Below are 20,224 nucleotides of genomic sequence, written 5' to 3'. Positions count from 1 at the left end.
GCATCGCCAAGCACCGAGGCTCGGCCCGAGGCGAGTCGCCAAGGCCGAAGCAGCGATTTCAGTACATAGGTGTGCTGGACGTTTCGCTTTGTCAGGAGCGAAAGGCATTTGGGCACGATGTCGTGCAAGTATTCTTCGCTATTGGGCCAGCGGTATCCGGCCGAGGCAAAGACAAGTCCTGCGGCCAGCGAGCCGCCTGAAACACTGGAGATGATCTTGACGCTGCTGAGCAAATCATGCCGCGCCAGTCGAGCGAGCACGCCAAGGTGAAACACTGTCGCACGGACGCCGCCTCCTGAAAATGCAAGTGCGATCTTCATCAAACCATTTTTGGGATCTAGGGCGGGACGAACGTAAACGGGAAATTGCGAAAAACTTGCGAAACCGTTTCGCGATTGGCAGTGAGATGACTCGCATTTTGTTGAGTCTGCTAGCCCACCGAAGCATAGCAACGGGCCAGATGCCAAATCCATATCAATCGCCCGGCGGTGAGCGGTCAATGCCATCTCGTTTGGGTCGCGCTCGCGGCACAAGTCGTCCGGTAATGGCGGGCAAAAACGTTCGGATTAGACTGGGCGGCTCGCGCCGCTCCGCTATAAAAACCACCCGTTTAGAGTCCACGTCGATGGCATTGGGTGAGCGGTGGTGGGGAGGCGGCAGCGGAGAAGAATGCGGCGAGGTTGTGGTGGCAACCGCCGGCCTGTTATGTCATAAGTCCGGCGAAGGAAGTTTTTCCCTGCGAAGCGGCCATCGTCATTTTCGAATTTAGCCCCTCCTGATCGATGGCTCACAATGCGGCTGTGTGGGTGAAAGACGCGATAGATGAGTCCGCTGAAAAAATCGTTAAATTTGGCTTAAGTCCCCTAACCGTCAAAGTCGATGATTCGACTAGGAGACAAACGGTAACGGCGGCTTGCCCCGTGGTTGACGCTGTCGCCGCCCCAAAAAGTTGAGCCTCTGTTGATTCGCCGGTGTGCGTGAAACTGAGGTTGTCCACGAGAGGAAAACTGGTCCTTTCGATCCACGTTCCGAGATGTAGCTGATGCCTGAATCGAAATTTCGCGTTGTTTCTGAGAATGGATCTTCCATGGCAAGACCCGCAAAACGAAAGTTGACACTCCACCATTCTGAAGAGCGCAAAGAACGCGAATTAGACCGCATCAGTGGCGTTGCCGCCCCCAAAACGGTGGACGTTTCGCTCAAGCAGATTGTGCCGCTTTTGATTGATGCCGAAAAATCGAACCGAACATGGCTTTCTGACTTTGCGGACGACACAGTTCGTATCGACGCGGACCTGTACGATGTGTTATTGGCATACCAACAGTACCGTCAGAGCGAAGCCGCCTAGTTTGGCACACAAAGGTCCGTGCCGCTGAATTGGCCGTTTGGGTTCAGTAAGCGGCGGTCGGTTTTGGGACGGAAATGGGAAACATCCGATCGCGTTGTCGCAGGGCGCGGTCGAGCGTGATCGAGAATCAGCCTGCGAATTACCTTTAACCGCTACCTATTAACGCTAACTCGCCCCATCAAGGATGATGAACCATGCGATCTATCGCTGTGATTAACCAAAAAGGTGGTGTTGGCAAAACGACCAGCTCCGTCAATCTTTCGTCAGCACTCGCGGCTCAAGGTCGTCGAGTTTGTTTGCTCGACCTCGACCCCCAAGCTCACGCTTCGCTGCACCTTGGTATTACCGCCGTTGATGGCGAAGCCAGTATGTACGAGGTGCTGTGCGGCGAAGCGACGATCGCGCAAGCACGTTGCTGGGTCAATGAAAATTTGTGCGTGATTCCATCAAACTTGGATCTTGCCGCTGCCGAATTGGAGCTTGCCAGCGAGGTGGGCCGCGAGATGATTCTTCGTGATAAGCTCGACGCTGATGACGAGCCGTTTGATTATTTCATCCTCGATTGCCCTCCAAGTCTCGGCGTATTGACCGTGAATGCATTGGTCGCAGTGAATGAGGTCTTTTTGCCACTGCAGCCACACTTCTTGGCGCTGCACGGGTTGAGCAAATTACTTCGCACGATTGAGGTGGTTTCGCGGCGACTGAACAGCGACTTGCGTCTTTCCGGCGTGATGCTTTGCATGTATGACTCGAATACTCGATTGGCTGCCGAAGTCAGCACCGATATTGACGAGTTTTTTGAAGCAAGCAAGGGAGCTCGCGAGTTTTATCGCAGTGCCAAGTTCTTTGATACTCGGATTCGCCGCAACATTCGATTGGCCGAGGCACCTAGTTTTGGCAAGTCGATTTTTGAGTATTCCGCCGAAAGCAATGGTGCGGTTGACTACCGGGCGCTTGCCGAGGAAGTGATCGCTCAAGAGAACACGTTTGTGCGGATGCCAGAGCAAGCTGCGGCGTAGCTCGTGGCTGTAACCCAGTCTGAGGGTCTTAGAGGGCGAACTTGTAGCCCGGAGCCTGGCACGCGAGTTTCAAGCCAAATTGGCTTGCTGCTCGGGGTAGCAAACTTAATTGCAATGGGCCGCGTCCGAGTCGGATGACGGTACCAATTGGCTTCATTCCTACATGGCTGAATGCTCGCGAGGATTTCTCGTTCGTCCAATCCATTGTGGTGACGAGTGTATTCGTATCAACCAGTTGATTTTCGATAATGTAGGACATCATGCAGCCGACAAATCGCTTTCCGCGGTGATCGGGATGTGTCCACGCGTTGAATAGAAATCCGGCACGTGGCGGCAGATCAACCGAGGTGCCCAGGTGGCGGGCACGCGAGAAATTCTCGTTGGCGTCGACTGATTCGATTGCGATCCACAGATACGAGACGACCTCATTCTCAGGTGTGGTGACCACGACCACGCGACGCTGGCTCGAAACGCTTCGCGGGCTGCCGATCTCGGCAGGAGCATTGCCTGTTTGGATCCGTTCGAAGAGTTCTGCCGCACCAGGGGAACGCAATGTGTAGCCGTCGGGTAAAGTCGGAGCGAGGAAATCGACTGCATCAAGATGTAGCAACCTTGTTGCATCGGCAATTTCGAACCGACGAGCAAGGGTGTAGGCAACACGGAGAATGAAGAGCGGTAGTTTCATTCGGGATTAAGCTCGGGGGATGAAGAGCAGTGTAGGAGAGCCATCTCGGCGCGGAGTCAACCGTCCCTTGAAACCTAGTTCTTCAACGCGGCGACTCGCTCGATGTGTTAACGCAGAACTTGCATTTGCCGTGGTCACATGGGTGGATTTTGACGATCTTGCGGAATTTTCGCAGCGAATCGGTACGACGTGTCGCGCCGATGAGACGGTCAAACGGTGAGCGACGCCTGGCGCCAGGGCACTTGCGGCACTTGCGGCGCAAAAAAAGAGCCTCCGGACTTTGGAAGGAGACCGGAGGCAGGAGTGCATTTAGTTTTTGCGGATTGGGAAAACCCGGTGTTATTTCTTTTCAACCACTTCGATGCTTTTGATAACAATCGGAGTCGTTGGAACATCTTGCATTAGCATGCCGGTAACTTTCGGGTTGGGCTTCGCTTGCGTTGGTGCTTTTCCGATGCGGTCAACAACCTCTTTTCCTTCGACGACACGCCCGAAGACGGCATATCCAAAGCCATCCTGCGAGTTTTCGCGGTTTAAGAAGTCATTGTTTGCCGTGTTCACAAAGAATTGGCTCGACGCGCTATGGGGTGCGCTCGTGCGTGCCATCGCGACGGTGTAGGTAAGGTTTTTCAGCCCGTTTCCGCCTTCGTTTCGCACCAGACGCGGTGCCTCTTTTTCCTGCATATCTGCGGTGAATCCACCCCCTTGGATCATGAAGCCATCGATGACCCGGTGAAAAATTGTGTTGGTGTAGTGGTCTTCTTTGACATACTTTAAGAAGTTATCCACGGTTTTGGGGGCCTTGGCCGCATCCAATTCAATGACAAAAGCGCCTTCGGTCGTATCGACCTTCACGTAGGTCGCTTTGGCGGGAGCTTGTGCACGAACCGCTGTGCTGGTGCCAAGAACCAAAGCGGGCAACGCCATCATCAAAGCCAGTCGAGAAACCATTCGTTTCCAATCCTTATTTGCGTAAGTTGAGTTGATATTGAAGCTACAGCTACGATTTAAGCGACCCAGCACGTTCGCGTAAAGTCCGGAGCTCGCAAACGGTCGGAATCTTCCCGCGATTGCTTGCATTCCTCAATTGGGGCCACCCATTTTTTTCTCGCTGCGAGTCGGCAAACACGATAGAATCGGGGTAGTTTTGTTCCTACCCCCGAGGAGGATTGGCGATGTCCCGCTTAGCTCGCAGAAAGGTGATCGATCCGGCTGAAATACAGGTCCTCCACACGGTCCAGCGTTGCGTACGCCGGGCATACTTATGTGGCGAGGACGTCTTCACGGGGAAATCGTTCGAGCACCGGCGCGAGTGGATTCGTAATCGCCTGGAGTTCCTTGCCTCTGTGCTAGCAATTGATTGTCTCACGTATACCGTGTTAAGTAATCATGTACACATGGTATTGAGAAGTCGCCCGGACATCGTCAAAACATGGTCGGACGATGAGGTTGCGAGGCGTTGGCTGCGTCTATTCCCCAAGCGAAAGAATCAAGATGGTACCGCCGCAGAGCCGACCAAACCTGAAATCGACATGATCGTCAATCAGCCTGATGTTTTAGCGGAGCGGCGAAAGCGTCTGAGTGATGTTAGTTGGTGGATGCGATGCGTTTCGGAGAACATTGCTCGTCGTTCCAACCGCGAAGATGACTGCACGGGGCGATTCTGGGAAGGCCGTTTCAAATGCCAATTGTTGTTGGATGAGGCCTCTCTGTTGGCGTGTTCTGCTTATGTTGACCTCAACCCGGTGCGTGCCGCGATTGCAGATTCTCCGGAAGAAAGTGATTTCACTGGTGTAAAGGACCGCATTGATGACTTGAGCTGTCGTGGAGATCGCAGTCGTCCATCGACCCATGATTGGGAACGAAGTCGCAGTCGTAGAAAGAGTGGTTGGATGAGCCCGATCGAAATTGATGAGCGTCATGATGCGATCGGACCCGATCCTGAAACGAGCGGCCGTCGAGCGAGTCGTAAGGGTTTTTTGAGTATTTCAATGCTCGATTACTTACAGCTACTCGATTGGACCGGACGCGAAATTCGAGCCGGCAGAGCGGGTTCGATTCCAACTCATCTCGCTTCGATTCTCAGTCGCATTGGCTTAGATCCACCCGCATGGTGTGATCTCGTCAAACGCTTCGGACGCCTTTACCATCGGGCTGCTGGCACGGCAGAACATTTGGCTGAAGAGGCGACCCGTCGCGGCAACAAGTGGATGTGTGCTCCGGGTAACCCTCTTGTAAGCTGCTGATGCCGATCGCTGATGCATTGATTTTTAGAACGAGACATCGCTTGTGCTAACTGCTGCGCTGACAATGGGTATCACGACTGAAATGAGGTCGATCAATGCCGTTAATGCTTGCCGCTGGGCTCAATGGCGTGCTCGCATCGTATGGCAAGCTGATTGGAACTGATAAATATCTTAGTCCTTTGCGAAATATTCGGTGACCGCTGACTTAATAGTTGGGTGGCCCCAACTAAGTGCCGCCCCAACTAAGTGCCTTTTCGCCGCCCGTGCTTCAGTGCTCGCTCGATGTACGCTGCGGCATCCGGCGTCTTGCAACTCGTTTCGCCGTGATCCACTGATACCTTGCCGATCGCTTTGGCAACACTCATCGCTCGGTCGTGATAGGCAGGCAAATAAATCCCGACTGAAATCAGGGCTTGATTCATTGCGTGCCTTGCTTGGTTGGGTGCGTCATGGATCGTCGACTCAATTCGATCCAGCGCCGCGTCAGCAATCTCGTCGGGCACATTGGCAGCGTCGTGCACTAACCAACTCGCAAGTAACGTGTAGCCTGCCGCCAAATTTCGCTCCTGAGAACTTTTGGACCACTTCTTCCACTTCGCTTCTGCACAAGAAGTGCGTGAAGCTAAATCCGCAACCATCCCAACCAGCAAAGAATACTGCAGCGGCTTTAGCCACGCGTCGATTTGGCGAGATTTAACTTGCGTCGGATCCGCGATCAGCAACGCCAGTGTCATGGCGTCGCTATTGCCCGTGTCCATCAACAATTCGGCTAGCTCTTGATCTCCACGATGCCGCTTCTGCAGTGGACGTAAATCGCCGAACTTAACCCCATACAGCGGTTCGGAAGCTCCGTGGCGCAAGTAAGTCTTTCGCGTCTGAGCAGTGCCCAACGACTCAAGATCCGCCATCACATCTTTAAGCGTTGTGTTCATGCTTTGCCGCCACTTGCGAGAAGACTCACAAAACCAGGATCATGGATGCGCCGGTTTTGCCGCAGTCTCCGCATCTGCATTCCCGGATTTCTTCTCAGTCGACTTTTTAAACGCTTCGATTCCGCCCACCACCGGCAGACTCAACTTCGTCGCATCGAGATCGATGGTCAACTCGGTACCAGGTGTCGGCCATAGTGTCACGTTGCGATCACTCGAGAAAATCATCAGCCCTATCTGCTGGCCCTTCGCAATGATTTGATCGTCTGGCTGCAGATCAAATTTCACATCATAAAACTTGCCTGGTTCAAGTGGCTCACTCTCGCGAATCGAATGCTGATTTTGAGGATCCGCCCAGCCACGGGTGATGATGTTGTCGGTGATCTTTGCCTTCTTGTCGTTGTTCCATGGCAGCGAGACAAGCCAAACCGACAGATTCGCAAACGGCTTGCTGCTGGCCAATTTCAATTCGATCTTTGGTGTCCCTGATATATGCAGTGACTCAGTAAGCGTTTCGGAGACATAGATCAGTCGATGCTCGGTCCACTCGGCTTGAGCAAGTGATTCCCCGCTAAATGAAAAGTTATCCACCAGCTTCTCGGTTCCTTGACCCGATTTTGAATCAAGGGCGAGCGTGCCGCGCTCGGGGGCTCCCGCGGTCAGCCGCAACGTTACCGGTGACGCTGCGGGATTGGGATAGTCCTCGTACGAAGTTGGATTATCTTGTTTGGCATCCTCTCGCACGATCCAAGCTCGCGGATCCTTTTCGACGTCGTTCTCGACTCCGTGTAGATACCGAGTGAACCATCGATTCATCAATTTCATTGGCGGAGGCCCACCGTGTCCGTCTTGGTGATAGTAGGTCTGAACCGGAACCCCTTTCGCTTTGACAGCTTGGTAGATTCGATTGCTGTGTTCCGGCACGACGTTCCAGTCGTTGAATCCGTGCGACATCAACAGCGCCGCTTTCATCGGACCGAGGTCATGGATGTAGTCACGTTTTGCCCAGAAGTCGTTGTAATCTCCGCTGACGCGATCCATTCCCTCTGCCATTTCTTTGTCACGAACCTCGCAATCACAATACTCGCGTCGTGCCGCATTTCCGCTGTGGATAAAGTCGTACAAGTAGTCGACGTCTTCGCCGAGGTAACCGCCCGGATGACGTACCAAGCCATTGGATCGGTAGTAGTGATAGTACGAGGTGTTGGGGGCAACCGGGATGATCGCTTCGAGTCCTTCGACACCGGTGGTTGCGGCCGCTAGAGGAATCGTGCCGTTATACGATGTTCCCGTCATTCCTACTTTGCCTGTGCTCCAGTACGCCGTCACGGGTTCGTCGCCATCAATCGACGTATACCCCTTACCACGACCGCACAACCAATCGATCACTGCCTTGGGCGCGAGCGACTCGTTGTCTCCTCCGATCGTTGGACAACCTTCGGAGAGCCCCGTGCCTGGCGACGAAGAATGGACGACGATGTAGCCACGAGGCAGCCAATCTTCGACATGTCTCTTTGAGATAATCGGTCGCTGGATCTTCAATTCGATCTCAGGCATATGTTTGCGTGGCGGCGGCACCTCGCCGAGTTCATGCCGCGTGTTCCAGAAGTACTGTTCGTCAGAATCACCGACGCCACAATAGTAAGGACTGGAACCATAGACTACTGGCAATTTCAAGCCTTCCGTGTCGGTCTGTCTTGGCCGCGTGACATCCACATGCATGCGATCGAGTTTGCCATCGCCATCGGAATCAAATTCGGTTTCCACCCACAGATCGTGTCGAATCCAAAAATCCGAATCCTTAAACTCCTCAACAATTTGGGCCTCGCCGTCCTTGAATACCGGGACGGCATGCTTGGCCTCTTTTCCATCGATCGTCACGGCGGTGACCACATTCAATACGGCAACGATCGCTAGCGATCTCGATAAACGCGTTGTCATGGTGTTCTTTGTCTTGCGAATTCAGTAGGAAGAGTGAGGGGCAGTGAACAATGAAATGCGGGTGAAATCCCGTCGGTCCGAGATCAGTTCGCATTTTGACGAGTTAGCTTGTCATAGATTGGAAGTGCGAAGTCGGGTTCAATGGATCGTGTATTTAAATAGGTGGTTTCGAGTCGCTTGACGATCTTGGGATGCTGGGCTGCGACGTCTCGCTGTTCGCCACGATCGGTGTCCAAGTCGTAAAGTTCCCAGTCGCCGGGTTTCTTTTTCAATAGATCGCGTCGAACCGCTTTCCATTTGCCATCGCGTATGGCCACGATGCCACCGTAGTTGTGGAAATCCCAGATCATCGGACTGTCTCGCTTTGGCGTCGACGTGGATTTCAATTCTGGCAGCAGGTCAATCCCATCCAACGCAATAGGAGTGGTGGAGGCATTGTTTTGCAGATCCACTTTAGCGACCCTGCTGAGTGTGACGAACCAATCGGGAAAGTAGGACGGCAACTCCGAGACGCTGTTTTCTTTGACGTGGCCTGGCCATTTCACGATACAGGGAACGCGGATTCCGCCTTCGTAACAGCTGCCTTTAAAACCCCGCAGCCCACCAGCCGAGTTAAAGAACGTGCAGGCGGCACCGCCTATATGAAAGCGAGGATCGCGGCCACCGTGTGTCGGTCCATTGTCCGACGTGAAAACGATCAGCGTATTTTCGCTTAGGCCATGATCCTCCAAACGCTGCAGAATCGTGCCAACGTGTTCATCAAGATCTGAAATCATGGCGGCATAAGCTGCACGTGGCCGAGGATGTGGCAAGTATCCGTTTTCACCCCGGTAGGGCCCGTTCTTTTGGTCCCAAGATTCCGGGTACTGGTCCAACCATTGTTGCGGAGGCTGCATCGCAACATGAGGTTCCACAAACGGCAAGTACAGAAAGAATGGTTTGTTTTTGTGCGTGTCGATGAACTTGGTCGCTTCGGCAAGGATTAAATCCGGAGCATAGTTCTTCGCGCGGTAGTCGTCCGCTTTCACCTCGCCATCTGGTTTGCGGTCGTGCCCGGGAATCGGGTAGGGATTGATTTGGACTTCGCGTTCGTCGCTGTCCAAAAACGGAGGGTAATAGCTATGAGCGTTGCGCTGGCAATTGTATCCAAAGTAGCGATCAAACCCTTGCTTGATCGGCGAGCCAGAGGTGTTCGAAGGCCCCAAACCCCATTTCCCAAATGCTCCGGTGACATATCCTGCGTCTTTTAAAACCTCGGCAATCGTGACGGCGTCATCGGTGATCGGCCATTGGCCTGGGTAGATGCGTCCATTACCTGAATCGCGATTCCCACGGATTTGGGCGTGTGACAAATTTTGTCCCGTCATCAGCACGCAACGTGCCGGCGCACATACGGGGGCACCCGTATAGTGCTGGGTAAAACGCATTCCTTGGCTGGCAAGTCGATCGATGTTGGGAGTACGGATTTTTTGTTGTCCGTAACACCCAAGTTCCCCATAGCCCAAGTCGTCCGCCAAGATGAAGACGATGTTCGGTCGATCATGAGGATCCGCCCCATGGGCATCACTGCCGGCAAGCTGAACTACGGTTGTGAAAACGATCAGAAACAGCATCACGTTGCCGAGTTGGCACGCTGCTGAACGCCCCTCTGGGGCGTTGTCACTGCATTCAATGTGGGGCGGCGAAAATGAAGGGGGGGGATGGAACAATCGAATCATGGGGAATCTTTTGCGATAGCGTGGACGCGATGGCAGGCTGGGCCGGCGAGATGTTTTTACAGCAATCGCAGTATAAGTAACGAATGGGCGAGATGTACAAAGCATCCGCATCGAACGGAAAAGTCGTGGCAAAATTTGTTGATCAGTGCTTCCTTCAGAGTGCTTGATTGTCAGATTTTAAGCATCAACGAATGCGGTCGTTCGGCTTGGCGTCATCCGAGCGTCGTCGGGCATTAAATGGACTCGCGAGCATGCATTGGCTTGCCGGCGTGCTCAGGCGGAGTGACTCGATTGAGTAGGGCTAATTGATTGAGTAGGGCTAATTGATCAGTACGAATGGAAAGCAAACTCGCTCTCAAACTTCGAGGGAATCAACACAACCGCCGTCCCCCCCCTGTAGACGAGAGTTCAAGCCTGTTGAAAGCATCGATTGGCATTGCCGGGAAAAGCGAAGCCATGCTTCGTGTGCAATGGCTATCGCTGGAGACTGGTGGGGTTCGAGGCCGACGAGCCATGGGACCGCATTCCGAGTGCGGGGCCACGCCGACTCGCTTCTGGCGCTTGAGGAGCGGAGTTAAAAAAGGCATTGAGTTCGCCGTGTAGTTTCACGCAGTCCAGATAGCGTTGCCGACAATCGGCATCGTTTTGCAACAGGTGCTCAAGTCGTTGCAGATCCGCATCGGAAATATTGTTGTCGAGCATCTTCCAGCTTAGTTCTTCGATTTTATCGATCGGTAATGTGGCTGCGTCTGCCTTCGTGCTTGTATTCATTACCATGTTGGTCTCTCTTATCTGTATTCGTTGATCGAGCGTCGAGGTTTTCCAACACGATTTGATGTTGTTCGCATCGGCTGGTCGTGTTGGCAACGTCCATAAAGATGTCGCCAACCGAGTGGGGGTGTCAGGTGAAATCCGTCGGCCACCACCCACGCGACAAAGAGGAGCTAATAGCAACTGACACACCAATGGAACATGTCGTTTACGCTTGGGCGTTTGAAGTCTCCTTCGGTGCAAGTTAAGGTTGCACGCCCCTTGCCCGCTGCGCAGTACGCTAAATCTTTGCTGAGAAAAAAGGCAGAAACGCTCGCCTTTTACGCAGCATTTGTCACGTCACCGGCAGCAATCATTCCGCTCTGGGGGTTGCTGCGCCGAGTGCTTCAACCACCCCCCTTTAGCGTGCGAGTGGTAACGCTAGAACGCATCGGAGCGAGCGTCTCGGTTGCAAAAAGCTGACACCATTGCGTTGACAGCAGGGGGGCAGTGCTTCGCCCGTAAAGAGAGGGGCGAATGGAGGGGCTAGGCTGTTGAGACTTTGGGGGGATGACGTCGGATATTGAGGGTGATTTTTTTCGGCCTATAGTGCAGTCACCTCTCCACCGACGAAGTTGGTGGAGGGGTGGCAGAAAACCAGCGCAACCCAAAATCACGACAACACCAAAGTTTTAGCAGTCCAGGTTAGATCCTGGCGTGGTGGTGGCGGGCATGGTAACCGCCGCGAGTGCTTGACTAGAACTGATGACCGCGACGGGGACCATTTTCGGTCAACGTCAGGATTTCGGGGCCCTCTTCGGTCATTAGCAGCGTGTGTTCAAACTGGGCGGACGGCAGTCCGTCTTTGGTTCGCACGGTCCAGCCGTCCTGTTTGTCGCAGCGGGTGTAGCGAGTTCCGGCATTGATCATCGGTTCGACGGTAAAGCACATGCCGGGAAACAAGCGATCGCTACGGCTTTCGCGATTCGGGTAATGGGGGATCGAGGGATCAAGGTGGAATTGGCGACCGAGACCGTGCCCCACATATTCTCGCACGACGGTAAATCCACGCTGATGCGCCTCGGGCACAATCGTCTCGCCAATCTCGCTAACGCGGCAACCAGGGGTCAGCGCTTCGATCGCCAGGTAAAGGCAATCAAACGCACACTGGGTCACCGCGCGGCGTTCTTCACTGACTTCATCAATCAAGAACGTTTCGCTTTGGTCGCCGTGCCATCCGTCGACGATCGTGGTGATATCGACATTCACGATGTCGCCTGGTTGCAATTCGTAGGGGCCCGGGATTCCGTGGCAGATCACCTCGTTGACACTCACACAGCAACTCTTGGGATAGTTTTGATACCCGAGTGTCGCGGGAACATGTCCATGATCTCGCGTCCACTGGGCAACAAGATCATCGATGCTTTGCGTTGTCACCCCTGCGACGACGTGAGGACGGATGAAGTCCATCAGGCGGGCGTTAACTCGACCGGCGCGTCGCATTGATTCTCGCTGGGCCTCGTCCAGGATCAATTTTTTTTGCTGTTTAAGCATTACACTATTCTCGAATATTGGACTTGTCGCTGCACAAGTTGAAAAAGAGGGGTGAGGGGGGGCTGCGTGATCCTGCCGTTGGTTACGATGCCCTTCAACGATCATACCAAACTGCAATGGCGTTCCCAAGCGTCAAAAACGGGTTGCGGCAAAAGGAGCAAACCAAAAAAAACTCCTCGATTCATGGGGAACCGAGAAGTCTTGGTGTTCGTGAAAGGGCTTTCAATGGCTGAAAAGGCCTCGTTGTGTCCCTGTTTTTTTGGACAAGGCCTAGAAGCCTTTGAAAGGGTGGGCTGCGGAGTCTTTTTTCGCGAGCATTTCATCGACCGTCGGCTTTCCGCCCATGGCTGCGATCAGCGCTTCCTTGGTCGCTTCGTAGTTGTAGTTGTAGATCTTTTCGTCGTCTTCGGCGTGAGGGTGGATGAATACACCGCAAACGCAAACGAGTTCTTCGGCTTGATCCTTAGGAATGATGCCTTCGCCCACGGCATCCGCAACGGCTTTGGCAACAGCGGCTTGTGCAGGGCCGAACATTTGTACCGCTTGTTTCATCCCCTTGATTGTCACTTTGGTGATCATCACGGTCGAGGGTTTGACGGCGACGTTAGGCTCAAGAACGGCAAGCAGGTTCGTGTGACCTTCGCTCTGGTTGGACAATGCGTTGGCAAACGCGGTTCCCACAGGACCGTTTTTGCTGCCGATCATCAAGTCGATGTGTGCGATTTCGTTGCCATCGCCGACTAAAGCTTCACCAATGTTAAACTGCATGGATGGGGACTCCGCTGGGAAGTTGTAGGGTTGAGGAAGGACACAATGTGTTGTATTTGATGGTTTCGGGCACCGGCGTCAATTCGGCACGGGCATCCGAAGCAACGGGAACGGTACCAGATTCATTCATTTCGGGCCACTCCCCCCATTCACTCGCGTGGAACGACACCCTTGAAAAATTGCAGCTCGCGACCGACCGTAACGCTTGTCGGGGCTAGCGTGCGAGCGGCTGCACAATCGGCGAAGCGTGCCGGTTTAAGTGTCATCGGGTTTGATTTATTCGGGGATAGCGATTGCCGAGCCGCCTGTGATCAATTTGTGCTGATTTCGCCGCAGGAAGAGCCCGACTTTCTTGCCCCACAGCCTCGTCGTGATGCTGTGCCCTCCGTCGCAAATTCGTTACTGTTGTTTGTTGGTGGTTTGTCCAGGGACGTTTGTTCACCGCCCGCCACCCTCTCCTCGGTCTTGCAATCATCTGTCCTTCAGTCTTCTGCAGACTCGAGGCAACAAGATCCTCGCTTCTTGGATCGTTTGGCCTCGGCGGTTGGTATGAAATTTCCACCCACGCTGTCATCGGACGACGCGACTGGACGACATGTTCGCGAGCGATTCACGTCCGCCGGGAAACGCTGGCTGTGCAAAGATTTTTCGAGCAGCGGTGGCCTCCACGTCCGCTGGGTCTCTGATCAACCGTCCCAACCGCAGCGAAAGCACTCCAACTCGACCTTTTATCAGCAATGGATCGCGGGCAAGCGGTACGGTGCGTCTTACCTGAGTGACGGAAACGAATCGGTGATGCTCGGAGTTTGCCGTTCACTGCACACTAGAAAGCATCCGTTTCCGTTCGTGTACGGCGGGTCCTTGGGGCCTGTATCGCTGACGAGGCAGCAAACCGAAACGCTCGGCCGGCTTGGTGAGACGCTTGTTGCGATGACAGCACTGAGGGGATTGTTTGGCATCGATGTGATCGTCGACGCTTACAAAAATCTATGGTTGCTCGAAATTAACCCTCGCTGGACCGCGTCGAGCGAATTGATCGAACGAGACCTGATCTGTCGCAGCATACTTCGGCCGCATGAATCGTTGATCGGATCGGCATGCAACTTCCAATTTCCCAAGATCTATCGCGAATGTAACGCAACTTCGCTTGGCGAGCTCAAAAGACGGCTTTCGCAAAACAACGAGGTCGCAAACCCCTTCGTAAAGAAAGTTGTCTTTGCACGGAAAACGGGAACGTTGGATCGGGATGCACTCTCGCAAGCGGAAATGGGCGGCATTACATGTTATGATCTCCCTCACCACGGCGCGCCGATCACCAAGGGGCATCCGCTGTGCAGTTTGATTGGTGCAACCCAATCGCTTGGCCAAGGGACCTCGGAAATGCGGCTGAGGAATAGCGTTCGTCTTGCACAGAGGTCCATTCGCTGAATTGCCGATACCAAGGCAGGTCGATTCAGAGATTGTTTTAGCGGGCAAATTCCGATCCACCATCGTAAAACCGACGCCAGTGAACTGGCCCGACTCGTGCTGCGAGAAACCTTCTTATGTTTTCGTTTGGAATGCCCGGCGTTGCAGAAATCGTCATCATTATGCTGATCTTTGGCGTGCTGGTGCTGCCGCTCGTGCTTGTCATTGGGATCGTGCTCTACATCAAAAAAATTAACGAAACTACGCCACCGACGTATTCACGACCATCGCTGGATTGTCCAAGTTGTAATCTTGCCATCCAAGCTCCAAACGCGTTTTGTCCTCACTGCGGAGCGGCACTCGAGCGAACCGATGATCCATGAGTGGCTTGAGCCGAAGGAGAATCATTGCAACAAAATTCGGTTCACTTATTTCTGTTTTGAAGGTTTGGCTCTAGGCGTTTTTCGCTTGCTTCGCGATTGATTTGTCAGCTTGTCTTCCTGCGCCATAAACGCATCGCGAATGGAAACGTCGGCGTGAGATTGTAATACCACCGCAACCGGATCATCCATCGTTTCAAGTGCCGAAGTCAATTGGTTTCGCAATGACAGCACGGTTTCTTGCGTTTTGGGGCTGTCGATCAAATTGATCAAGCAATCAGGATCGTTTTGCACATCGTACAGTTCTTCGGGCACTCGATGGTCGAACAAGTCCAGGCGGGCTGAGATGACAGATTCCTTGTTAGCTCGTTTGACCATTTGGCGATACGTTGCCGTGCCCGTGGTTGCAGTGGCAAATTTTCGCTTGCCGTCGCTCCAGGGATTGAACAAGTACAGGTGCTCGCGAGTCTGGATGCCTCGCATCGGATGGCGGTTCCCTCCGGCGTTTTCGTTGTACTGTAAAATGACAAAGTCGCGATTCGTTTGTGTTTCGCCACGCAACAGCGGCGCAAACGAACGACCGTGCAAAATGTCAGGCGTAGGATGTTCGTGCTGCATCACCTCCAAAATCGTCGGCAAGAAATCGATTGCCGAAACCATGTGACTCGCATCAATCGAATTGGCAGAAGTGACATTGGGCCAGCGGACCATCAGCGGCGTGTGCGTGCTGTGGTAATAGAGCTGCGTTTTAGCAAAGGGCAGCGGCATGCCATGGTCAGACAAAAACATCACCAACGTCGTGTCGGCTTTGCCTGAGTCGTCTAGCGCCGACATGATCTCGCGAAAACAATCATCGGCACGACGGACGGACGCGTAATAGCTGGCGAGTTCTTCTCGCACCACCGGATCCTCAAACAGAAATCCAGGGATCGGAACCTCGTCCGCAGAGAACGTTCGCGACGGTTGATGTGGATCACGTCGACCCGAGTAAAAGGGCTTGTGCGGATCCGAAATGTTGACCATCAAGCAAAACGGTTTATTCGCTTGCTCTGCCATGCGGATTCCATCGGCAGTCGATTGGCCGTAGCTTGCCACATCTTTGATGTGATATTTTTGACCGTGGGCGTCGGTGTCAAGCACCGCGTCCCAGGCGTAAGGGGTGTACGGAGTCGAGTGAGTGACTTTGCCACGGATGCCGGCAAAGTAACCGGCTGCCTTTGCCAAATCGCACAATACTGGATAACTGGGCGACTTGTTCTGCCGGAATCCTTCGACGCCATTGACGTGAGAATAAAGTCCCGACCACATGATGTTTCGGCCGGGCATGCAATTGCCTACCAACACATGGGCATGCTCGAACCGCAACGCCGTTTTGGCGAACGCATCAATGCTGGGCGATGTGTCGGGCATGTTGCAGCCGAACACGCCGAGCGAATCGGCGCTCATGTCGTCCACCGTCACGATCAGAATGTTTGGCCGCGCGGCATCTGCAGCAACGAGCCCAGGCATGGACAAGCACCAGGCTACTGTGACGAACACACTCAGTCGGAGAAGAGCAAGCATAACCGTAGTCCTTGGGAAACGTAGATGAGATTCCAGTGTTGGAAATGGAGAACCATTGGACACTTTTTGCCAATCGCCAGTAAAAAATCCTCGTTCCTCTGGCAGGAGCCTGGGAACCCGTCTAGCGATTACTCGTTTGACGCGGCGTTGGGATCGATCATTGCGGGGGCCGGCAGCCGACACACCGCCCGTTTGACCGCGATCAGTTTGGGTTCGCGATCACGTGTTTCCAGCACCAACACATCTTCGACGGCGCCGTAAAAGCGTGCTGGCTTGAAGCGGCTGTTGTCAGGAAAGCAAACGATCTGTTTTTTCTGTAGTGGCGTCTCTTCGTCAATCAAATCGCCCGTCAAGCTGATATCAAACGAACTGTACGAGGCCGCATATTTCGCCGCGATCGTCGCCGCCTTTTCTAGCGTGGGATCGAGGTTCGTGATGACGCTGACTGTGTGGTACGGCAAGCGTTCTCGCTCAAAGAATTGATCGTACAGTACGCGGGCCATCTCGGGATCGTCCGCAACCTTCTCACCATTCAGTTTGCTGACCATCAGATCAAAGACCTCTTTGTTTGCAGTTTTCAGTGTTGTGATTACGCGGGCTCGTTCGGTGACGTCGGGCACCGTCCTCTGCATCGCGGCGTGTTCCGCGAGTCGTTTCTGCTGTTCCAACGCCGCTTTCTCTTTCGCTTGCTTGTACGCGAGGATTTCGTCGTCGGGTAATCGTTGCAACTCGAGCGAGCAGGGCACGGTAATCTCGTGGTTGGGTTCCTTCCAAACAATGCGAAGTGAAAACTTGATTTCGTCGACCGATCCACGCTCACGCGAGAACACAACTTCACGGTCTCCTGTGACTTGGATTTCAGGGTTCAGCCCACTGCCGTCGATCGAATAAGATTCTCGGAACGTTGGTAGCAGAGCGTCCTTGTCGATCCATTGCCGTTTCATTTGCGCGAGTGCAACCTTCTCGGGCGATTCGTCCTGTTGCGGTCGATTACGATTGCTTCGAAAGGGATCCTTAATCTCAGGAGACACCGCTATCAACTGAAGATGGTTGTAGATGTGGGCGCTCTGGACCAGCGAGACAGGTTCGGTCACTTCCCACGCTTCGTTTTCGCTTAGTTGCGGAAATGCAATTCGTCCGAGATCAATCGGCAGTCCGAGGATCCATGCAGGCCGCGAGACGTTGATCGGCTTTCCCCGGTTGTCGATTTCGCAGGCGGCAATTCGGCCGGCAGGCAACAGCGATGAGAGACGGAAAACGCGTTCACTGTGCGACCCACGGTAGGCGGAATTGCGTTTCCATTGGCATTCGCAGCGGATGGACACCGCTCCGTCATCGCCCCTGTTAAGTTCGTAGACCAATAATCCCTCCAAGTTTGTCTTCGCCGACTGGGCACCATAATCTGCTTTGATTTGGATTTTGTAGAACAGGGGGGATTCCGATGCGGTGTATTCAAGCGGCGTCTCTTTTTTCTGAGAATCCGACGAGATTTCTGTCGCCGGTTTCCCAGGGATGTCTTGGGCGAACCCAGGCAGCGAGAAGGAAACTGCGGCGATCAAGGCAAATGAGATGCGAAGACGAGGTAGCGGATGTTTCATAGCCAATGATCACAACATTGCGAGAGCAGAGAATTGAGGTCTTTCTTCCAAATCGTACCCGAAGGAGGATCGCTAATCTACAAACAGAGGGGGGTGGCGGCTGTGGACAGTAGCGCAAGTAAAATCCAGCCCGGTTCCAAGGAGATAATTCTGCCAGCGGGGCGTTCGGTTCTAGTCACCGAAGCACGCGTGCGGAGGTGGTATTGGGGCTTGCTGCTGCTAAGATGCGATCGTTCGCCCTCGCTGGTCTGCGGAGAGGAAGTTTCACTCCCTTAGCCATCCCCGAAAGGGCACGAGATCGGGAAGTCTATTGACTTGTCGACTGTTGCATCGTCGAGATCGGGGGTGTGGGGAAACGCACTGAGTCGAATTGGCTGTTTCCGACGATGTTCCATTCTTTTGTGAACCAACATTGCGATCGAGTTTGGCGATACAATAGTGTGGAATTGGAGATACGCATTAAGTATCTTGCTTGAATGTCCAGCTTCCATCGTCCCACCATTTCAGCCCACCACCATTTAGGATTTTTTGAAATGAAGAAACCGGCTAACACTCCTGCGCTTCGAAAACCGTCGCCCAACGCGACCGCGAACCGGCGTCGCTTTCTGCAAACGACCAGTGCCGGGATTTTGGCAGCGGGCGTCTTCAGCGAATTGCCCGCAGCGGAATCAACCTCGGCCAACAGCAAACTGAAACTGCTGTGCGTGGGGACCGCGAACCGCGCTGCTGCTGACATTGATGGCGTTAAAAGTCAAGACATTGTCGGTTTGTGTGATGTCGACAAGAACTATCTGGACCGTGCCGCATCGAGTTTCAAAGATGCCAAACTGTATGCCGATTACCGCGAAATGATCGCAAATGAAGCGGACAAGGCGGACGGGATCGTGATTGGCACGACCGACCATCATCATGCACCTGCGTCACTAAGTGCAATCAACGCTGGGCTTCATTGCTATTGCGAAAAACCTTTGACGCACACCATTCACGAAGCTCGTGTGATCGCCGAAGCGGCCAAGGCCAAAGGTGTGGCCACTCAGATGGGAACGCAAATCCATGCCGAACCGAACTACCGCCGCGTCGTTGAAATCGTTCAAGCCGGCGTGCTGGGCGACATCAAAGAAGTCCACGTTTGGGTCGGTAAAGGATGGGGCGGCGGTGAACGTCCCGAAGCCGGACAAATGCCTCCTGAAAACCTAGACTGGGATCTTTGGCTTGGAGGGGCTCCCGAGCGTCCTTACGCTGCGGGTCGTTACCACCCCGCCCAATGGCGTCGTTGGTGGGATTTTGGACAAGGCACTCTTGGTGACATGGGTTGTCACTACATGGATTTGCCATTCTGGGCACTGAATTTGCGCCACCCAACTTCGTGTGAAGCCGAAGGGCCTGAGGTTCATCCGGAAACCTGCCCGCTGGGTTTGAAGGTCAAGTACAAGTTTCCTGCCCGAGGCGATATGCCCGGCGTTGACTTGACTTGGTACGACGGCAATCTGACGCCGAAGGAAGTTGCGGGCGAACGCGTTCCTGGTAGTGGCGTGATGTTTGTGGGCAGTAACGGCCACATGTACGCTAACTACTCGAATTACAAGTTGTTCCCGCAAGACAAGTTCTCGGACTTCACTCCGCCGCCGAAAACGATTCCTGATTCGATCGGCCATCACGCCGAATGGATCAAGGCCTGCAAAGACGGTTCGCCGACGCTCTGCAATTTTGATTACTCGGGGGCGCTGACCGAATCGGTCCTGCTTGGCAACGTTGCCTATCGCACTGGCAAACAACTCGATTGGGACGCCAAAACACTCAAGGCCACCAACTGCCCCGAAGCGGACCAGTACATCAAGAAAGAGTATCGCAAAGGCTGGGAAGTCGCCTAGTTTCCCTGCGACTCCGACCTCAACCAAATTGTCGAATCAGCCCGTATGGAGCTGATTCCATGAACGTCACCCCCCAGGGTGACGTTTTTTTTGGGGGACATCGTTCAAAAACAAAGGTGAAGAAGCTGGCGATTTGCACTCTTTGGCACCACTGGCGTTAAGCACGTTCGGAACAAGTAATGGCGGGCGGTAGTGGACGCGGCTACGAGTCCTGCAGCTTCACGGAGCCAAAAAGCACTCGTGGCCGCGTCCACTAGGGAAGACGCCGTCAGTTAGTCTTCCGATGGTCCTGAAAGCACTTTGCAGTCACGCTACCATTGAAGCTACAATAAGGGGTATTATACGTCCGATCGTCCGTCCCTAACACTAACCTTCGTTGACCTAATTAGGGATTTTACGGCGGTGCGGCAACGAGCGTTCCCTACCTAGACATCCCCTCCCAACATT

Annotated in this window: 18 protein-coding genes; 6 read left to right on the top strand and 12 right to left on the bottom strand. The window is 53.8% G+C overall.

The genetic code is table 11. From position 1 onward, the window contains the following. Nucleotides 1–320, bottom strand: a 320-nt coding sequence (locus ABX962_RS08220) for a patatin-like phospholipase family protein (protein ID WP_372718335.1), incomplete at its 3' end; no start/stop codon positions are given. A gap of 767 nt (nt 321–1,087) precedes the next feature. Between ABX962_RS08220 and ABX962_RS08215 the strand changes: the two genes are divergently transcribed. Continuing rightward, nucleotides 1,088–1,348, top strand: coding sequence for a hypothetical protein (locus tag ABX962_RS08215; protein WP_339946263.1), 261 nt, complete (start codon nt 1,088–1,090; stop codon nt 1,346–1,348). A 194-nt stretch (nt 1,349–1,542) separates the two neighbouring features. Beyond that, nucleotides 1,543–2,367 (top strand): ParA family protein, encoded by an 825-nt coding sequence (locus ABX962_RS08210; protein ID WP_372718333.1) that lies wholly within the window; start codon nt 1,543–1,545, stop codon nt 2,365–2,367. Nucleotides 2,368–2,395: 28 nt separating this feature from the next. On the opposite strand, the gene ABX962_RS08205 is transcribed toward ABX962_RS08210, so the two are convergent. Next, nucleotides 2,396–3,052 carry a hypothetical protein gene (locus tag ABX962_RS08205; RefSeq protein WP_372718331.1) on the bottom strand — a complete coding sequence of 219 codons (657 nt, stop codon included), beginning with the start codon at nt 3,050–3,052 and terminating at the stop codon, nt 2,396–2,398. Nucleotides 3,053–3,391: 339 nt separating this feature from the next. Beyond that, nucleotides 3,392–4,003: a peptidylprolyl isomerase gene (locus tag ABX962_RS08200; protein WP_372718329.1), complete on the bottom strand. Its 612-nt coding sequence runs from the start codon at nt 4,001–4,003 to the stop codon at nt 3,392–3,394. A 446-nt stretch (nt 4,004–4,449) separates the two neighbouring features. Between ABX962_RS08200 and ABX962_RS08195 the strand changes: the two genes are divergently transcribed. After that, the gene (locus tag ABX962_RS08195) at nt 4,450–5,298 is read left to right on the top strand and encodes a hypothetical protein (protein ID WP_372718327.1); all 849 of its coding nucleotides are present in this window, start codon (nt 4,450–4,452) and stop codon (nt 5,296–5,298) included. 242 nt (nt 5,299–5,540) lie between these two features. Here ABX962_RS08195 and ABX962_RS08190 read toward each other — a convergent pair whose 3' ends face one another. The 7 genes from ABX962_RS08190 to ABX962_RS08160 all read right to left on the bottom strand — a co-directional run bounded on the left by ABX962_RS08190 (nt 5,541) and on the right by ABX962_RS08160 (nt 13,088). Further along, nucleotides 5,541–6,230 carry a DNA alkylation repair protein gene (locus ABX962_RS08190; RefSeq protein ID WP_372718325.1) on the bottom strand — a complete coding sequence of 230 codons (690 nt, stop codon included), beginning with the start codon at nt 6,228–6,230 and terminating at the stop codon, nt 5,541–5,543. A 39-nt stretch (nt 6,231–6,269) separates the two neighbouring features. Beyond that, nucleotides 6,270–8,168: a Xaa-Pro dipeptidyl-peptidase gene (locus ABX962_RS08185; protein ID WP_372718323.1), complete on the bottom strand. Its 1,899-nt coding sequence runs from the start codon at nt 8,166–8,168 to the stop codon at nt 6,270–6,272. A gap of 83 nt (nt 8,169–8,251) precedes the next feature. Beyond that, nucleotides 8,252–9,886, bottom strand: a complete 1,635-nt coding sequence (locus ABX962_RS08180) for an arylsulfatase (protein ID WP_372718321.1) — start codon at nt 9,884–9,886, stop codon at nt 8,252–8,254. A 474-nt stretch (nt 9,887–10,360) separates the two neighbouring features. Continuing rightward, nucleotides 10,361–10,663 (bottom strand): hypothetical protein, encoded by a 303-nt coding sequence (locus ABX962_RS08175; protein ID WP_372718319.1) that lies wholly within the window; start codon nt 10,661–10,663, stop codon nt 10,361–10,363. Between the two features lie 729 nt (nt 10,664–11,392). Further along, nucleotides 11,393–12,190 (bottom strand): type I methionyl aminopeptidase, encoded by a 798-nt coding sequence (gene map, locus ABX962_RS08170; RefSeq protein WP_339946254.1) that lies wholly within the window; start codon nt 12,188–12,190, stop codon nt 11,393–11,395. A gap of 270 nt (nt 12,191–12,460) precedes the next feature. Then, nucleotides 12,461–12,958, bottom strand: a complete 498-nt coding sequence (fae, locus tag ABX962_RS08165) for a formaldehyde-activating enzyme (protein WP_372718317.1) — start codon at nt 12,956–12,958, stop codon at nt 12,461–12,463. Then, complete coding sequence (locus ABX962_RS08160) at nt 12,948–13,088, bottom strand: hypothetical protein (RefSeq protein WP_372718315.1); 141 nt, start codon at nt 13,086–13,088, stop codon at nt 12,948–12,950. The genes fae and ABX962_RS08160 overlap by 11 nt, the downstream gene beginning before the upstream one ends. Nucleotides 13,089–13,507: 419 nt before the next feature. On the opposite strand from ABX962_RS08160, the gene ABX962_RS08155 reads away from it, so the two are divergent. Then, entirely contained in the window at nt 13,508–14,386 is an 879-nt protein-coding gene (locus ABX962_RS08155) for an ATP-grasp domain-containing protein (protein WP_372718313.1), read from the top strand. Nucleotides 14,387–14,502: 116 nt separating this feature from the next. Continuing rightward, nucleotides 14,503–14,748, top strand: coding sequence for a hypothetical protein (locus ABX962_RS08150; protein WP_372718311.1), 246 nt, complete (start codon nt 14,503–14,505; stop codon nt 14,746–14,748). Between the two features lie 45 nt (nt 14,749–14,793). Here the strand turns inward: ABX962_RS08150 and ABX962_RS08145 are convergent, their stop codons facing one another. Continuing rightward, entirely contained in the window at nt 14,794–16,308 is a 1,515-nt protein-coding gene (locus ABX962_RS08145) for a sulfatase (protein ID WP_372718308.1), read from the bottom strand. A 128-nt stretch (nt 16,309–16,436) separates the two neighbouring features. Then, nucleotides 16,437–17,906 carry a hypothetical protein gene (locus tag ABX962_RS08140; protein WP_372718307.1) on the bottom strand — a complete coding sequence of 490 codons (1,470 nt, stop codon included), beginning with the start codon at nt 17,904–17,906 and terminating at the stop codon, nt 16,437–16,439. Between the two features lie 533 nt (nt 17,907–18,439). On the opposite strand from ABX962_RS08140, the gene ABX962_RS08135 reads away from it, so the two are divergent. After that, nucleotides 18,440–19,777 carry a Gfo/Idh/MocA family protein gene (locus ABX962_RS08135; RefSeq protein WP_372718305.1) on the top strand — a complete coding sequence of 446 codons (1,338 nt, stop codon included), beginning with the start codon at nt 18,440–18,442 and terminating at the stop codon, nt 19,775–19,777. Nucleotides 19,778–20,224: the final 447 nt, after the last annotated feature.

It is taken from the genome of Novipirellula sp., from assembly GCF_041583735.1.
In the GTDB taxonomy this organism is placed as follows: Bacteria; Planctomycetota; Planctomycetia; order Pirellulales; family Pirellulaceae; genus Novipirellula.
This window is presented reverse-complemented; position numbering and strand designations above follow the sequence as displayed.

Excerpts from the sequence above, each read along its gene's own strand:
- ABX962_RS08150 (WP_372718311.1), top strand. The coding sequence starts at position 14,503 with ATGTTTTCGTTTGGAATGCCCGGCGTTGCAGAAATCGTCATCATTATG.
- ABX962_RS08205 (WP_372718331.1), bottom strand. The coding sequence starts at position 3,052 with ATGAAACTACCGCTCTTCATTCTCCGTGTTGCCTACACCCTTGCTCGT.
- ABX962_RS08190 (WP_372718325.1), bottom strand. The coding sequence starts at position 6,230 with ATGAACACAACGCTTAAAGATGTGATGGCGGATCTTGAGTCGTTGGGC.
- map (WP_339946254.1), bottom strand. The coding sequence starts at position 12,190 with ATGCTTAAACAGCAAAAAAAATTGATCCTGGACGAGGCCCAGCGAGAA.
- ABX962_RS08200 (WP_372718329.1), bottom strand. The coding sequence starts at position 4,003 with ATGGTTTCTCGACTGGCTTTGATGATGGCGTTGCCCGCTTTGGTTCTT.
- ABX962_RS08145 (WP_372718308.1), bottom strand. The coding sequence starts at position 16,308 with ATGCTTGCTCTTCTCCGACTGAGTGTGTTCGTCACAGTAGCCTGGTGC.
- ABX962_RS08175 (WP_372718319.1), bottom strand. The coding sequence starts at position 10,663 with ATGGTAATGAATACAAGCACGAAGGCAGACGCAGCCACATTACCGATC.
- ABX962_RS08210 (WP_372718333.1), top strand. The coding sequence starts at position 1,543 with ATGCGATCTATCGCTGTGATTAACCAAAAAGGTGGTGTTGGCAAAACG.
- fae (WP_372718317.1), bottom strand. The coding sequence starts at position 12,958 with ATGCAGTTTAACATTGGTGAAGCTTTAGTCGGCGATGGCAACGAAATC.
- ABX962_RS08215 (WP_339946263.1), top strand. The coding sequence starts at position 1,088 with ATGGCAAGACCCGCAAAACGAAAGTTGACACTCCACCATTCTGAAGAG.
- ABX962_RS08185 (WP_372718323.1), bottom strand. The coding sequence starts at position 8,168 with ATGACAACGCGTTTATCGAGATCGCTAGCGATCGTTGCCGTATTGAAT.
- ABX962_RS08155 (WP_372718313.1), top strand. The coding sequence starts at position 13,508 with ATGAAATTTCCACCCACGCTGTCATCGGACGACGCGACTGGACGACAT.
- ABX962_RS08180 (WP_372718321.1), bottom strand. The coding sequence starts at position 9,886 with ATGATTCGATTGTTCCATCCCCCCCCTTCATTTTCGCCGCCCCACATT.
- ABX962_RS08135 (WP_372718305.1), top strand. The coding sequence starts at position 18,440 with ATGAAGAAACCGGCTAACACTCCTGCGCTTCGAAAACCGTCGCCCAAC.
- ABX962_RS08140 (WP_372718307.1), bottom strand. The coding sequence starts at position 17,906 with ATGAAACATCCGCTACCTCGTCTTCGCATCTCATTTGCCTTGATCGCC.
- ABX962_RS08160 (WP_372718315.1), bottom strand. The coding sequence starts at position 13,088 with ATGAATGAATCTGGTACCGTTCCCGTTGCTTCGGATGCCCGTGCCGAA.
- ABX962_RS08195 (WP_372718327.1), top strand. The coding sequence starts at position 4,450 with ATGGTATTGAGAAGTCGCCCGGACATCGTCAAAACATGGTCGGACGAT.